Source organism: Alteromonas pelagimontana, assembly GCF_002499975.2.
Classification (GTDB): Bacteria; Pseudomonadota; Gammaproteobacteria; order Enterobacterales; family Alteromonadaceae; genus Alteromonas; species Alteromonas pelagimontana.
Genome location: NZ_CP052766.1, coordinates 2,371,450 through 2,387,386, shown reverse-complemented (window position 1 = coordinate 2,387,386; position 15,937 = coordinate 2,371,450). Strand labels below are relative to the sequence as shown.

The 15,937-nt window shown below is 46.4% G+C and carries 11 protein-coding genes; 7 read left to right on the top strand and 4 right to left on the bottom strand.

Translation table 11 applies throughout. The features are described from left to right. Positions 1–38: 38 nt before the first annotated feature. A complete protein-coding gene (locus CA267_RS10590) occupies positions 39–1,376 on the bottom strand; it encodes a magnesium transporter (RefSeq protein ID WP_075607512.1) in 1,338 nt (445 codons plus the stop codon). A 685-nt stretch (positions 1,377–2,061) separates the two neighbouring features. On the opposite strand from CA267_RS10590, the gene recQ reads away from it, so the two are divergent. Further along, positions 2,062–3,909: a DNA helicase RecQ gene (gene recQ / locus CA267_RS10585; RefSeq protein WP_075607513.1), complete on the top strand. Its 1,848-nt coding sequence runs from the start codon at positions 2,062–2,064 to the stop codon at positions 3,907–3,909. A gap of 19 nt (positions 3,910–3,928) precedes the next feature. Here recQ and CA267_RS10580 read toward each other — a convergent pair whose 3' ends face one another. Continuing rightward, complete coding sequence (locus CA267_RS10580) at positions 3,929–4,591, bottom strand: glutathione S-transferase (protein WP_075607514.1); 663 nt, start codon at positions 4,589–4,591, stop codon at positions 3,929–3,931. Positions 4,592–4,875: 284 nt separating this feature from the next. On the opposite strand from CA267_RS10580, the gene CA267_RS10575 reads away from it, so the two are divergent. The 6 genes from CA267_RS10575 (at position 4,876) to CA267_RS10550 (ending at position 13,026) form a co-directional block, all read left to right on the top strand. Further along, positions 4,876–6,315, top strand: a complete 1,440-nt coding sequence (locus tag CA267_RS10575; protein ID WP_075607515.1) for a protein adenylyltransferase SelO — start codon at positions 4,876–4,878, stop codon at positions 6,313–6,315. Further along, complete coding sequence (locus CA267_RS10570; protein ID WP_075607516.1) at positions 6,303–6,629, top strand: DUF3630 family protein; 327 nt, start codon at positions 6,303–6,305, stop codon at positions 6,627–6,629. Before CA267_RS10575 ends, CA267_RS10570 begins: the two co-directional genes overlap by 13 nt. Before the next feature lies 1 nt (position 6,630). Beyond that, positions 6,631–9,561 (top strand): putative bifunctional diguanylate cyclase/phosphodiesterase, encoded by a 2,931-nt coding sequence (locus CA267_RS10565; RefSeq protein WP_170669052.1) that lies wholly within the window; start codon positions 6,631–6,633, stop codon positions 9,559–9,561. Positions 9,562–9,659: 98 nt separating this feature from the next. Then, positions 9,660–10,271 carry a GTP cyclohydrolase II gene (gene ribA / locus CA267_RS10560; RefSeq protein WP_075607517.1) on the top strand — a complete coding sequence of 204 codons (612 nt, stop codon included), beginning with the start codon at positions 9,660–9,662 and terminating at the stop codon, positions 10,269–10,271. Between the two features lie 124 nt (positions 10,272–10,395). Next, complete coding sequence (locus CA267_RS10555) at positions 10,396–11,520, top strand: DUF3300 domain-containing protein (protein WP_075607518.1); 1,125 nt, start codon at positions 10,396–10,398, stop codon at positions 11,518–11,520. 333 nt (positions 11,521–11,853) lie between these two features. Next, on the top strand, positions 11,854–13,026 hold the full coding sequence (locus CA267_RS10550; RefSeq protein WP_075607519.1) for an APC family permease: 1,173 nt from the start codon (positions 11,854–11,856) through the stop codon (positions 13,024–13,026). Between the two features lie 92 nt (positions 13,027–13,118). Here CA267_RS10550 and CA267_RS10545 read toward each other — a convergent pair whose 3' ends face one another. Next, positions 13,119–13,970: a universal stress protein gene (locus CA267_RS10545; protein WP_075607520.1), complete on the bottom strand. Its 852-nt coding sequence runs from the start codon at positions 13,968–13,970 to the stop codon at positions 13,119–13,121. Positions 13,971–13,980: 10 nt separating this feature from the next. After that, the gene (locus CA267_RS10540) at positions 13,981–15,471 is read right to left on the bottom strand and encodes a SulP family inorganic anion transporter (protein WP_075607521.1); all 1,491 of its coding nucleotides are present in this window, start codon (positions 15,469–15,471) and stop codon (positions 13,981–13,983) included. Positions 15,472–15,937: the final 466 nt, after the last annotated feature.

Genomic DNA, 15,937 nt, shown 5'->3' with positions numbered 1-15,937 from the left:
CTTCGGTAGAATTTTAAGATGTAACCTTAGAAAAATTTTTAAAGCAAAAACAGCGTTCCCAATCCAAGAAAGGCAACAAACCCTACAATATCCGTCACGGTTGTAAGAATAACTGAGCCAGAAAGCGCGGGGTCAATTTTCATTTTATCCAGAATTACCGGTAAAAAGACGCCTGCCACTGCAGCGGCAACAATATTGAAAAGGATAGCCAGACAAATCACCATTCCCAGCACCACATCGGAGAACCAAAAATAGGCTACTATGCCAATCACCAGTGCCCAAATTACACCATTCACCCCGCCCACTTTTAATTCTTTTATCATCAACGCGCGAAAGTTAGCACTGGTAACCTGCCCTAGCGCCAATCCCCGCACGATCAATGTTAGTGTTTGGCTACCGGCGATGCCACCCATGCTAGCCACTACAGGCATCAGTACCGCCAGCGCCACCACTTGCTGTAGTGTGGCTTCAAACCTGCCAATAAACCACGACGCGAGAAACGCGGTAAGCAAATTAATACCCAGCCACAGTGCACGATTCTTTGCACTTTTCGCGACCGGAGAGAACAAATCCTCGTCTTCATCCATACCCGCTGACGCCATGACCTGACGCTCGTAAAACTCGTTGATCAGTTCACTGGCTGACGTAATATCCAAGCGACCAAGGAGTTTATTGCTATCATCCACTACGGGAAGTGAAGCATAGCCTGAGCGCTGTACTTGCAACGAGCTACTGGTGGTTTCATCCCGGCCTTTCAACGTCGGTATATTTTCTTCTGTAAGTTCAACCAAGGGTAAATGTTCTGGCGCACCGAAAACCCGGGTAAGTCTTACCGCCGCCGAAAATTGCCCTGAGCGGTTCACAAGAAAAATGGTGTCACAGTGGCTGGGAACATTGCGACGAATTAAACGCAAGCCTTCCCGTACTTTCGCGTTCAGTGGCAATACCAAGAGCTCGTGACTGACCCAGTGACCTACCTCGGCATCGCCAAACTGCGTAGCTTCTCGGAAAAAAACCTGTTGCTGTGCATCCAGTTCAGCATAAGCAACATCTACCAATCGATTGGGTAAGGAATCAAGCAACTCCAGTAAATCTTCGGCTTCAATATCGGAAAAAATTGCCGCCCATTCGTTGTGCGGGGTGCGGTCGATAAGGATTTCCCGCGGGTCGCTACGCATTTCAACCAGCACGTCCAACTTACGATCCCGCGGAATACCTTCCCATATGGCGAGACGCCGCTCAACCGGCAGAGATTCGAGCAACGTAGCAATATACACATCATCCTGCCCGGCCAGAGTCGTTAATATGGCCGCCGGATCATCGCTGGATGTATCGGATACGAGTTCTTCTATGAGATCTGGCAAGGGTTCAGCCATAACACATCTCCAGGTGATAGGTTTAATTACAATGCTACGCCCTTTAAGCGCACGCTTAGCATATAGGTCTGTGTGCCAAACGCAATACGCCCGATAGTGCTTTCTTAGTCGCTGTTGTTCCTAACTGAAGCAGACGCGACTTTCGTTTTGCCAATGAGGTTATTTCTATAACGGCGGGAATGATAGTTAACCCCGGCTCCAGGACAACCGCATGAGTGAGCGAAAAACCATCAGCAGTGAAAAATATGTAAAATTTTCTTATCCGAAACGCCGTAAAGCCGTCCCTGATGGCTCTGCTGGAGCATCCATGAGCCAGAGGTTCTGGCTAAGAAACCTTCACTTATAGTTTAAAAACAATTTTCGATCTTGGCCTGACTTCAACTTGAGATAAGAAGTGTCGTATAAATATAGAAATCTGTTCAATTAAATATTAAGTAAAGCTATTAATTGTTATTAAGCCAATGTTGGCTCGATGACGAGATTTTTGTGCATAGCAAGGCGGGATTTCGTACGTCATAGCCGGCTATGACTGGAAAGCGCAACAATGCCAGGCACAAAAAGATCGTTATTAAGCGGCGCGACTTATCTCGAATTGGGGTTAACTAACCTAGCCTTTCAGCCTGTTCTTTACTTTATTGCAGATTTGCCGTGAAGCGAAACCGGAAAGCGCGTAAAATCGCTGCCAATGAGTATTTCATCTTCACCTATCAATCAAGACACCAATACCACCGCCGAACCACTGACAGCAAAATCGGTGCTTTCACGTGTATTCGGTTATTCAGAATTCAGAACCGGACAAGAAGCTGTCATTCAACACGTTGTTCAAGGCCGCGACGCTTTGGTGTTGCTGCCTACCGGGGGCGGAAAATCGCTGTGCTATCAAATACCCGGCCTGGTTCGGGAAGGCACAGCCATTGTGGTATCGCCTTTAATTTCACTAATGCAGGATCAGGTAGAACAGCTTCGTGAAGCGGGTGTGAAGGCAGCGTTTTTAAATTCTTCACTTGATGTGGATAAACAGCACCAGATCATCGCTGACTTGCAGGCCGGTAAATTCGAATTGTTGTATGTTTCTCCTGAGCGTTTGCTACAACACCAGTTTCAACAATTGTTGAATGCTACGCAGGTAGCGTTATTTGCGGTAGATGAAGCGCACTGCGTGTCTCATTGGGGCCACGATTTTCGCCATGATTATCGCGCGCTGGGCATTATCAAGCAGCGATTTCCGCACATCCCTGTTATCGGCCTTACCGCCACCGCCGACGCGGCAACTCAGGCTGATATTCTGCTGCAACTTGAGCTAAACGATCCTTTTGTTTTTAAAGGAAGTTTCGACCGGCCTAATATTCGATACAGGGTGATGTCGAAGTACAAAGCCTTCGATCAGGTGGTGGATTACGTTAAACAACAAGACGGCAGCGGAATTATTTACTGCAACAGCCGCGCAAAAGTCGATGATTTAAGCGCTAAACTGCACCGCCTGGGTATGCGCTGTGAAGCTTACCATGCTGGTAAAGACCCGGATGAACGTGAATATGTACAGCGGCGTTTTTTAAATGATCAGATAGACATTGTGGTAGCTACCGTCGCCTTTGGTATGGGCATTAATAAATCCAACGTACGCTACGTGGTGCATCATGATGTTCCGCGCAGTATAGAAAGCTACTATCAAGAAACCGGCCGGGCCGGACGTGATGGCCTGGATTCAGAAGCACTTCTGTTGTTTGATGAAAAAGATGCCGCGCGGGTGCGTCAATGGATTGAGCAAGGCGACAAAACTGAGCGCAATACCATTGAACTGCAAAAATTTGCTGCAATGGAATCATTTGCCGAAGCACAAACCTGTCGCCGTCAGGTTCTGCTTAATTATTTTTCTGAATACAGCGATACCGCCTGCGGTAACTGCGATATTTGTCTGGACCCGCCCAAGCTTATTGATGGCCTGGTACTGGCGCAAAAGGTGCTGTCCTGTATTCTGAGGCTGGAGCAGCAGGCTGCTACGCAACACGTTATTGATGTGCTTCGCGGCAAATCGCTTAAACGTATTATGGAAGCCGGACACCAGCATCTTAGTACCTACGGAATAGGTAAAGAACACGCTGACAGCTACTGGCATAACATTATTAATCAGCTAATTCATAAAGGGCTGATACGGGTAGATTTAACTGCCAATGCCGCTTTACGTCTGACAGAAGCAGCCCGACCGGTACTTAAGAGTGATACGGAAGTGAAGCTGGCGGTTCCTCGCCTTGAATTTAAGCCTGACAAAAAAGTCAGCAAAGCACCGGCCAATTATGATAAAGCGTTATTCAAACGGCTTAAGCATTTGCGCAAAGCGTTAGCCGAAGAACATGCGGTGCCTCCCTTTGTGATATTCAGTGATGCCACTTTGGTAGATATGGCATCACGCACGCCCACCAGCGACGCCGAATTTTTAGAAGTAAGCGGCGTAGGGCGAACCAAAATGCAGCGCTACGGCGACGCCTTCCTACAATTAATTCGCGGCTATCTTGCGCGGGAGCTCGATGATTAAGTGCCCGTACTTCATCGCTTCACGCGTAATCGTATTTCCCTCCTTTTTCTAACGCCCGCTGGTACGCCGGGCGGTCGTGCACATATTTCACCCATTTGGTAATGGCAGGATAATTTTTTGCACCACCTCTGGCCACCAGGGTTTCTAAGGGGAACAGCATTTGTACATCAGCACCGGTAGGTCGCGGCCCTGCGAACCAATCATGAGATGAAAGGTAAGACTCTACATAGCGCAAACTGCGCTCAAGATTGGGGCCGTAGTAGGCATGAACAATGGCATCAGCAAATTTACCAGCAATCGGTTTTATAAGAAACGGCGCTTTTTCCTTCGCTTTGCTGAGAACTAACCGAGCCACCATTGGCGGCATTAGTGATCCTTCTGCAAAGTGCAACCAGAATAAGTATTGTTGGTAAAGCTGTTCATCATCGGGTTTAACGAAATCCGTCGTCGCATAACGGGAGATAATATATTCAACTATTGCGCCAGATTCCGCTAGTGCGCCGTGGTCCGTGGTCAGCACAGGAGAGCGGCCGAGAGGATGCACAGCTCGTAACTCAGGAGGAGCTAAATTGGTTTGCGAGTCGCGCTGATAAATCTCCAAATGATATTCAACGCCCAGCTCTTCCAAGAGCCAGAGTATGCGTTGAGAGCGGGAGTTATTCAAATGATGAAGTGTGAGCATGATTCCCTCTTAGACACAAAACACCCCAGGCCCGGCAACCATATGTCACCGGCGAAACCCAGGGCTTAAGTCTTAAAAATAGTTATTAAATAGTATGCACGGAAAGTGCAGAACTGTTGTTATCGTTAGCGCAAGCTACTTGTTCTTAATACAATATTTTGCTGAAGAAAGATTAACCTTGTTAAACTCTTTTATTAACTGCCGATATCTTTCGCCCTATTTCTTTTCCGGGCACGCTTTTTTTCAGTTGTCCTGCGGCCAGCGCTTCAATAAAGGGTACCACTGTGAAATTAACTCACCATTATAAAGATGAATTAGCGCCCTTAGTAAGCGCAGTGAAGCCTGTGCCACTTAGTGATATGAAGTTGGCGCTGGTCAATGCCGAGCTTGCCGCAGAATTCGATTTACCCGATAAATGGTGGCAACATAATAACCTGAATGAAGCTTTGCACGATCCTGCCAGCGACATAAGTCGCTTTGCTATAGCTCAAAAGTATGGCGGTCACCAGTTCGGCCATTGGAATCCTTATCTTGGCGATGGCCGGGGCTTATTATTAGGGGAAGTCACCAGTTCCTCCGGCAAGCAATGTGATCTACACCTAAAAGGCGCAGGCCAAACCCCCTACTCTCGTCATGCAGACGGACGTGCGGTATTACGATCAACCTTACGCAAATACATTGCGGGTGAGGCATTACATCATTTAGGTATACCATCTTCTCGCTCGCTCTGTTTGTTCACCAGCCATGATACCGTCTATCGCGAACGCCCGGAACGAGGGGCTATGATGATACGAATGGCACCCAGTCATATTCGGTTTGGCCACTTTGAGTATTTCTACCACGCCAGGGAGCAGGATAAGCTTGAAGCGTTGTTCAAGTTCACTTTTAACCACCATTTTCCCGAATGTAAGAAAGCTGACAATCCGCATTATGCGCTTTTGCGCAGTATTACCCTAAAAACTGCACGAATGGTGGCATTATGGCAGGCGTATGGGTTTGTCCATGGTGTAATGAATACCGACAACATGTCCATTCATGGTATTACATTTGACTACGGCCCTTACGCTTTTATGGGCACCTTCATTCCCTCCATCGTATTTAACCATTCTGATCATGAAGGTCGTTATGCATTCGATCGCCAGCCAGGCGTTGCTTTATGGAACCTGAACGCATTGGCTCACAGTTTTTCTGACTCCTGTACAATGGAAGAGATACGCGATGCATTAAGTCAGTTCGAACCTAACTTTCTTGCGCAGTATCAGGCAGTCATGGTTAACAGGCTGGGTTTTGATGAAGTCACGGCTGACACCGTTTCGCTTTTAAATGACTGGCTGGATATGCTGGCTAAGCAGCAACGGGATTACACCGCCAGCTTCCGTCGTCTGTCACTTACGTCTTTTGAACAGCAGCGAAGCACACTTCGAGACGATTTTCCCGACCGCGACACATTCGATACCTGGTGGCAACGTTACTATGAAGCTCACCAGCGGGCAAATCATAGCTATAATGAAAAGCGTGCTGCGTTACTTGCCATCAATCCAGCGGTTATTGCTCGTACGCATTTGCTTCAGGAAGCCATCGACGCTGCGCAGCAGGACGATTTCTCTGTTAGCGACGCATTGATTGAAGCGGTCAAACATCCGTTTGATGAACGTTACGATAACCATAAATTCAGTCATCCACCAGTGGATGACGCTCAGGTTTCTTTGTCATGCAGCAGTTAAATTTTGAAAAACTCAATATTCAGGCACACCGGGAGCAGGAAGCCATCAGGCTAGAAATGGCCCTTCCCGGTTCACCTTTGGCAACAGAACGCTTCATCAAACGCCTAGCCAACACGCTTGATTTAACCTCGCATTCTCACGAATGGGGAGCAGATCGTTTCCAGGCTGTACTAGAGGCTGGCGATATTCGATGTTTACTATGTATAGAATGGTTATGTGATGCGGTGTGGCTGGAAAACGCCGGCGGCGAATTCACCAATATTGAACAGTTGTGGCAGTTGCTGCAACTCAAGTGTCAGCCACGAGGCAGCTAAATTGGCTACAATAAGTGAAGTTGCCATGGCGTCATCGGGCGAACTACCATTGTTTTTATTAAAACGTCATGTTGGGACGGTAAAGAAATATTGGGCTCTCGCAGCTACCTCACTGCTTATTATTTTTCTAATGAGTTTCGCCAGTACCGCAAACAGCGCACCTTTAGTTGTAGATGATAGCTTTCAACAAGTCAGCTTACACAAATACGGCAGACGTACGCTAGCCCCAGCTAACGAGTCCTACGCTAATGTTTTTCAACAACAAAGCACGTTTTCGCCAGGGGTTCCTTTCGCCCGAATACCGGAAAATAATCGACTCTGGCAAGTCACAACCATTCAGAATGCTGGCGCTTTCGCGCACAATTTATTTTTGAAAATTGATAAACTCAGTCTGGATGCCGTTTCCGTTTTTGTTCTTGATGAGCAGCAACGCATTATCCGCTCCTATACCACGCAATCCGCCTTTGCCAGCGATATTGAACATGACAGCCATCTTGCGCTCACCTTTCCCTTTGATATCCAGCCCGGACAGCAACTGACGCTGATGACCAGCATTGATGACGATGGCATCACCGGCTTTCCGCTTTCGGTGTGGTCGCAGCAGGCGCTGGAGAAAAGCCGCCAGCAATTACTGATGCTATACGGAACCGCTATTGGCGCACTGACAGTGCTATTTGGCTCCTTTTTTATTACCTATCTTTTTCACCGTACACCAGCGCGCTTCTGGTTAGCGTTAACTTGCCTGCTGTTTGTCGCGCTCATTGCAGGTATTCAAGGCGAAACTGCCAGATTTACACTTTTGCCGCAGTTCGCTGAACATGTTGTCGCCATTCTCTGCGCTATGATCCTGTTTACCTTAAGCAAACTTAACCACAACCTGTTTAACAGACTGCCACTCCACGTGCGTTTGCTCAATTTTCTGTCGCCAGTTGCCATACTCGCGGTGGTGGCATTGAACGACGCATATATTATTACAGTGACCACTTTTGCCATTATTCTTGCCGCGGGTTTGCTGCAAATCTTCTTTGCGCTGATATATCGTGACCGCAGAATAAAAGAGCTTACCCACGTTTTTCTTTTTGCCTGGTTGTGCATGTATAGCTTGCTGGCGTTACAGTTGAACATGATTGCTGATGGTTCGCTGTTTTCAGCTCGTCATAATCTCTATTCTGTCGTGTCGCTTATGGTGGCGCTGTTAAGCTTTGGACTTTGTGTTGGCATCAAAGAGCGCAACTATAACGCGCAGCAAATTTCTGAGAAAGAACGCACAATCACTGGGCTAAATTACTTTTACAATCTTTTTCGTAATTCGGCAGAAGGCCTTTATACCTCAACAATCGATGGAAAGTTGCGCAGCGTTAATCCCGCCATGTGCAACTTATTCGGCTATCCTGATGAAGCAACCATGCTGGCTTCTGTTCCAAATGCACAATCGTTTTACGCCAACCCGGAAGATCGTGAGCTACTCATTGGTGAACTTTTGGAAAAAGGTTGTGCAATGGGCAGAGAAATAAAAGGGATAAGAGCAGATAACTCTGAATTCTGGTTTTCTATATCCTGCCAGTTACAAAAAGAACAAGATGATACGTTCATGTACGGCTCAATATTCGATATTACAGATCGCAAGCAGTCCGAAATCAGTCTTGAATATCTTGCTTCTCATGATTCATTGACAGGAGTCTATAATCGGCGGGAGTTTGAACAACGATTGAACCTGGCACTCAATCATCCAAAAGATGTAAATGTACCCGTTGTTATTCTTTATTTAGACCTTGACCGCTTTAAAACAGTAAATGACACCTGCGGTCACAGAGCAGGCGATACACTGATTAAGGAAATTGCTCAACATTTACAGGCGACGCTCGGGGGTAAAGGAATTATTGCACGGCTTGGCGGCGATGAATTTGCAGTGTTGTTTAGCGATCAAAGCGAAGAAACGGCATATCTGTGTGGGGTAAAACTGTTGAACACGGTTCAGAAATATCGCTTTATGTGGGAAAATCGTATGTTCACACTGGGGGTCAGTATCGGTTTCGCCAACAGCTATGATTATAATATTAATGCCGAACAATTAATCAGTATGGCAGATGCCGCCTGCTATATTGCTAAACAGCAGGGTCGCAACCAGATTCATCGATACAGCAGTGATGATAAGGACCTGATACGTTATGAAAAGGAGCTTGATTGGGTAAACACTATCAATCAAGGGTTGCTGGAAGATAAATTTTTACTGTACTACCAACACTACCGGCCGCTGAACAAAGCCATTGACGGTGACTATTACGAAATTTTACTCCGGCTAGAAAATTCTAACGGCGACGTCGTGCCACCATCTGCGTTTCTCCCCACAGCGGAACGCTATAATTTAAGCGCTAAAATTGACCGCTGGGTGGTAGAAAACACGCTGAAGTGGCTATCGCTTAACCCTGATTCACTCGCTACTCTTATGCGGTGCAACATTAATCTTAGCGGTCATTCGCTGGCAGACAGAGAACTAAAGCTCTACATTTTGAATGCCTTTGAAAAATATGGCGTAGCCTATGAAAAAATATGCTTTGAAATCACTGAATCCATGGCAATAATTAAAATGGAAAATACCTTATCGTTTATCAGCACCTTCCAGCAGTTAGGCTGCCAATTTGCGCTGGACGATTTTGGCAGCGGCTTTTCATCCTACAGCTATCTGAAGCACTTGCCCGTGAGCTGCGTTAAAATCGATGGTAGCTTTATTAAGGATATGCTTCATGATCCTGTTGATATGGTAATGGTGTCATCTATTAATGATGTTGCTAAAGCCATCGGCATGACCACAGTGGCGGAGTTTGTAGAGGATGATGCCACCTTGACCCTGCTCGGAAAAATGGGGATCGATTTCGCTCAAGGATATGGCGTTGCTAAGCCCCACCCTTTGAATGACTTTAAACCGCTATAAGTTATAGTCAGCAATTGCTATAATCTTTCCGTTATCACCTTGTAATTATTTACAACATCCCCAATTTAGGGCTTCCTTGTCCGGGGTTAAGAAGTGCCATGACTAAGCAACCAAAATACGAATATGTCAGTTCCGCCAAACTTCCCACTCGCTGGGGTGAATTTCGCATTCACGGCTTTGTTGAAGCCAGCGGTCAGGAGCATGTTGCGTTATCGTTCGGACAGTGGGAAGCGGGCGATACGGTACCGATTCGCATTCATTCTGAGTGTTTAACTGGCGATGCCCTGTTCAGTACGCGTTGTGATTGCGGCTTTCAACTGGAAAAAGCGCTGCAGAATATTGTTGAACACGGGTTCGGCGTACTGCTCTATCTGCGTCAGGAAGGCCGCGGCATCGGTTTACTTAATAAAATCCGCGCTTATCATTTGCAAGATAGCGGTATGGATACCGTTGAAGCCAACGAGCATTTAGGTTTTGATGCCGATTTACGTAGTTATGACATCTGTAAGCTGATGCTGGATACGCTAAATGTCAGCAAAGTTGAGCTTATGACCAACAATCCCCGCAAGATGGACGCGCTAAAAAGTCTGGGTATTGAAATTATTGCTAGAAAGCCAATTGATCACGGTATTACCAAAGATAATAAAAAATATATTCAGACAAAAACTGAAAAGCTGGGTCATGCCTTCGATCCGCATGTTTTTAAATAGCCTGAACGGCAAAGCTGAACCTGCCGTCTGGTTTTGGTTCAGCTTAGGTTAATTCCCAACGGCTTATAACACTTACAGACTAGCGAAAACCCGATGCGTTTTTTGCGCAGGTTAAGGAGTTTGTATGAAACGTTTATCAGTACCTCTCATTATCTCAGTATTGCTTAGCAGCGCAGGGTTGCTAGCTTTCTCCGCCAGCGCTACCCCTGAACCCGCAGATCAGTATGAGCAGACAGCCGACACCGATGCGCAGCTGGACAGCTTACTTGCACCGATTGCACTTTACCCCGACACTATCCTGACTCATATCCTTATTGCATCCACATACCCGCTGGAAGTCATTGCGGCTGACAGGTGGCGTCAGGACAACAGCGATTTATCGCCACAGCAGGTTCAGGATGCCATAGAAACTTACGATTGGGATCCAAGCGTAAAAGCGTTAGCCTCCTTTACAGACATTCTGCAGACCATGAGCGCCGATTTAACCTGGCTGGAAAGCGTGGGCGACAATGTACTGATTAGTCAGGCGCGAGTATTGGCCCGAGTGCAAGTGTTGCGGCAGCACGCTTTGAATTCGGGATCCCTGCAGAATAATAATTATCTGGAGGTTGATAACGACGACAGTGTTATTGTGATTGCTCCCCGGCGGCAGGAAGTGGTGTATGTTCCCTATTACGATACGCGGGTTGTATACGGTAACTGGTGGCATCCTGTTGAGCCGGTTTATTGGCATCATCCCGTTAATTATCGCCATTCGGCGGGTTTTTACTGGAGCCCTGGTGTACAACTATCCACCGTCTTCTACTTCGGCGGAATTCAGTGGCATGAGCGGCATGTTGTTGTGAGCCACCGACCGGTTACGCGTTTTTATCGAGGCAGAGAAATTAAGCGGACTTACAGCCGCAGTTATCAGCCCTGGCAACACGATGTAAATCATCGCCGCACTCGTTATTCCAATCATGTGGAGCACGCTGCGCCGGTAAAATATACGGTAAGTAGAGAAAGACAAAAATTAGACTATCGTAATACAAACAAGAAACCGGTAAACCATTTAAGTACCGCTAAACCGGAACGTACGCTTCAGCAGCCAAAAATTCAAAGTGGTACATCAGACAGACATATTTTGTCGACCAGTCACGCCACCCGCTCCAACAATGAAGAGAAAATTAAAAGAAATACGACGGAGCGGCATTACAGTACTGGATCTTCACAACCTCATGTGAAATCCAACAGCGACGTTAATAGCTGAGCTACTAAGAGCTATTCTTCGCCCGCCAAACAGACGGTGCCGCGTAAGGTGGAAAGACAGACATCTCGGGCGGTGAATCGGGGAAATGCACGTAAAACTCCGCAGAGGGAACATCATTAGATATATGCTTATCGATGGCATATGCCTCGGGTTCGCCTATCTGCGAGCCTTTATTATTTTTATATAATTTTCTCCGCGAATTTTCGCCTCTTCCTTTAGCGTTGTCAAAATTGCATCTTGCATTCGTAGTGCAGCTTCAATATTCCATTATTTCAGCCATAATTACTGTCGCACTCAATTTCTGTTATTCAGCACAGAAACATTTCATAATTTATGACAAAGCAGCTAATAAGAACAACACAATTAAAGGGAGCACTCACCATTGGACTTGGTTCCATCCTTGGCACCGGCGCTTATGTCAGCGTAGGTTTAGGTGCATCGATAGCCGGTGAATCGCTGATATGGGCCATTTTGTTAGCGGCATTTACAGCATTGTGTAATGGTTTATCCTCAGCTCAGTTAGCCGCTGCGCATCCGGTAAGCGGTGGAACTTACGAGTATGGTTATCGCTTCTTAAACCCGGCAAGCGGCGTTACCGCAGGCGCACTATTTATAATTGCAAAAAGTGCTTCAGCGGCAACAGCGGCGTTGGCTGTGGCCTGGTATGTAAACTCTTTTTTTGCAGTGTCTGAGTGGCTGATTAAAGCAAGTGCAATATGCCTGCTGCTTTTGCTGACGATTTTTGTGCTATTGGGAGTAAGGCGCACGAACAGGTTAAACGCCGTAATAGTTGCCGCCAGCGTACTGGGATTACTTGTATTTATCGGCGTAGCGTTCAACACAAGCGTTAACACTTCTGCTGTAAAAGCGCCTGTTGCGTCGGGCAGCTTATCGGTTTTCCATGCGGCAGCTTTAATGTTTGTGGCATTTACCGGATACGGACGCATTGCCACAATGGGAGAAGAAATTGCCGAACCACGTCGTAATATTCCCAGGGCCGTGATACTCACTTTGATTATAGTAAGTGTGCTTTACATTATGGTGGGTTTGGCGATTTTACATATGGGCCGAATAGTCACTTTCGACCAAAATGGCTTTAACATCGCTAATCTAATGAATGATTCCCCATGGCAGTGGCTTGTATCACTAGGGGGTATAGTAGCCATGAGTGGCGTGGTGTTGAATCTGGTGCTAGGCGTCTCCCGAGTAATATTGGCGATGGGCCGCCGGGGTGATTTACCAACTTTTTTGGCGCAATTGGACAAAGACAGTAAATCAGCACCAGCGGCCACTTGGGTAACGTTTTTGGTTATGGCTTTTATAGCCCTTACTGGCGGTATTGAATCAACGTGGACGCTCAGCGCATTTACGGTACTGATTTATTATGGAATTACCAATATCGCTGCGCTTAAGGTAAGTCATGAAGAGCGCTTTATTCCAAAAGCGCTATCTGTTGTGGGATTAATTAGCTGTGCGGGGTTGGTAATTCTTGCAGCACTAGCTTAAGGTGGCTCAATAGCAGATTCGACGCAATCTCCCCCCCAAAGAAGATAAACACCTTCTTTGGGGGGGCATTTAGAACTTCATCTGCATCACGCCTATCGCAATACGATAATCGGAACACTGGTACGTTCGATCATCTTGGTGGTATTGCTTCCTACAAAGAACTGCCGAAGCCTTGAGTGACCAAAAGCGCCCATCATAATCAGCTCAATCTGGTTTTTGTCACTGTACGCATGTAGCGAATCATGAATATCCCCTTCAAGAAATGCGGTTGTTACTTTAAATCCTTTGGCTTTTAAACGCTGTTCGGCAGAGTCGAATTTACTTGTTAAATCAGCTTCATTGTTCTTGACTGAAACCAAATGACAATGCAACCCGTGTAACAACCCGCCATCAATCACTTTTTGCAGCGCTCTGTCAGCAGATTCTCTGCCATCGTAGGCAATCATAAAAGAACGTGGCTCTTGAAATTGCTCGGGCACCAACACCACCGGCTGAGTGGCTTTGCGAAGTAAAGTTTCAATATGAGAACCGAGCGTTTTAAAGTTGCCTTCGTGGCCCATACCGCTTTTGCCAATAACGATGAGCCTGGTTTCGTCTTCCAGTGCCATTACAGCATCGACCACGTCACCGTGGCGGTGTAAGGTTTCTACATGCTGAACGCCGTGAGCATTAGCTGTCCTTTTTACCGAATCGAGTAACTCCCCGCCCAACTGCAAGGCAACTTTACTTCTTTGTTCATCCAGTTTGGTCATCTCTTCAAGCAGTGCCGAACGTGCACCCAAGCCAATCGCTCCGGTATAATCGTCAGCGCCGTGCTGTTGTCCTTTTTCCACCGTATGTAAGAAACACAACGTTTTGTTTAATTTTTTTGCCGACCAAATACCAGCTTCCGTCACGGCTGAGGTTATTGCTGAGCCATCAATACAGGTGATTATTTTGTTCATTTTTCTCTCCTTAATGTCCGCCCATTAGTTTCTCGACTTCAGCAGGGTCATTATGTACACCAAACTTATCGATTACGGTTTCCGTTGCCTCATTCATACCAACAACTTTCACTGTCGCCCCTTCCCTACGGAATTTGATGACTACTTTATCCAGTGACGATACAGCGGTAATATCCCAAAGGTGAGCATGAGTGAGATCAATAACTACATTATTTGCGACTTCTTGAAAGTCAAAAGCAGCAATAAATTGTTCTGCGGAAGCAAAGAACACCTGGCCGAAGACTTTGTATGTCCGTACGTTTCCAACCTCAGAGAAATCGGATTTAACCGCCATAAAACGACCGATTTTGTTAGCAAAGAATAGGGTTGCCAATAACACACCTATCAGCACACCAATCGCGAGGTTATGCGTTGCCACCACCACAATGACAGTAGTAACCATTACAATATTTGAAGACAGAGGGTATTTGTTAAGATTTTTGATTGACGACCAGGAAAAGGTACCGATAGAAACCATTATCATCACCGCCACTAAAGCTGCCATAGGAATGAGTTGTAGCCACTCGTCCAGAAATACCACCATAACCAGCAGAAATGCGCCGGCTATAAAAGTAGAAAGTCGCCCGCGTCCGCCCGATTTCACATTGATGATAGATTGGCCAATCATGGCGCAGCCAGCCATTCCTCCAAATAGCCCGGCGCCAATATTGGCGATACCCTGACCTTTGCACTCTTTGTTTCTGTCGCTGCTGGTATCGGTAAGGTCATCGACAATAGTGGCTGTCATCATAGATTCAAGCAAGCCCACTACAGCGAGACCTGCTGCATAAGGAAAGATAATTGTTAGGGTTTCAAAATTTAATGGCACATCCGGCCACAGAAAGATTGGCAGCGTATCCGGCAGTTCGCCCATATCGCCTACCGTGCGAATATCTAAACCCACCACTATAGATAAGATGGTTAAGGTCACTATACATACCAGCGGCGAAGGAATTGTTTTACCCACAACAGGAAGATAAGGAAAAAGGTAGATAATTCCTAACCCGGCTGCTGTCATGGCGTAAACATGCCAGGTAACATTAGTTAACTCAGGAAGCTGCGCCATAAATATCAGAATAGCCAGGGCGTTGACGAAGCCCGTCACCACCGAGCGAGATACAAATCGCATAAGTTCCCCCAGGCGGAGAAACCCAGCAACTATCTGTAACACACCCGTAAGCAGAGTGGCAGCAAGCAGATATTCCAGGCCATGTTCTTTTACTAAAGTGACCATGAGAAGCGCCATTGCCCCTGTGGCCGCAGAAATCATTCCTGGTCGTCCACCGACAAAAGCGATAATGACCGCAATACAGAATGAAGCGTACAGCCCCACCTTAGGATCTACGCCAGCAATAATAGAAAAAGCAATGGCTTCGGGAATCAAGGCTAACGCCACAACGATACCCGCAAGCACATCACCACGAATGTTAGAGAGCCAGTCTCTCTTTACGTGATCGAGCATGCAAATTACCTAAATGTAATAGTTCCTCAAGCCTGAGGAAAAAATTAAAAAATATATATTAATGAGTCTCGCGAGAAACGCGATAAAGTTGCTCAAACAGATGAGCGGTAGAAATAAGGGGGGAGCGCCTAGGGCGGCGTAAGTGTCAAGTTTGACTCCATGAGTAAGGAAATTAGTACGAAGAATACATACTTTGTAAGAAAACTACAAACTGCAATTCCATACAATATTTATCGCTTCCCCTATTTGCTTTTGATTTATCTCACTATTATCGTAGCTTATAGTCGAAACTGTAAAGGGTGGTCGTTAAGGTTAATTACCTCCTGATATGTAGTTTATTACGATTAAACGCATTCGACTTTACATTTCTCGTCTTTAAGTGAAGCAAACCAATGCCTTCGCTGTAAATTGATTTTATAGCGGGAACACCGTCCCGCCTGGCGCAAGGAATTTTTAATGTTTTCAT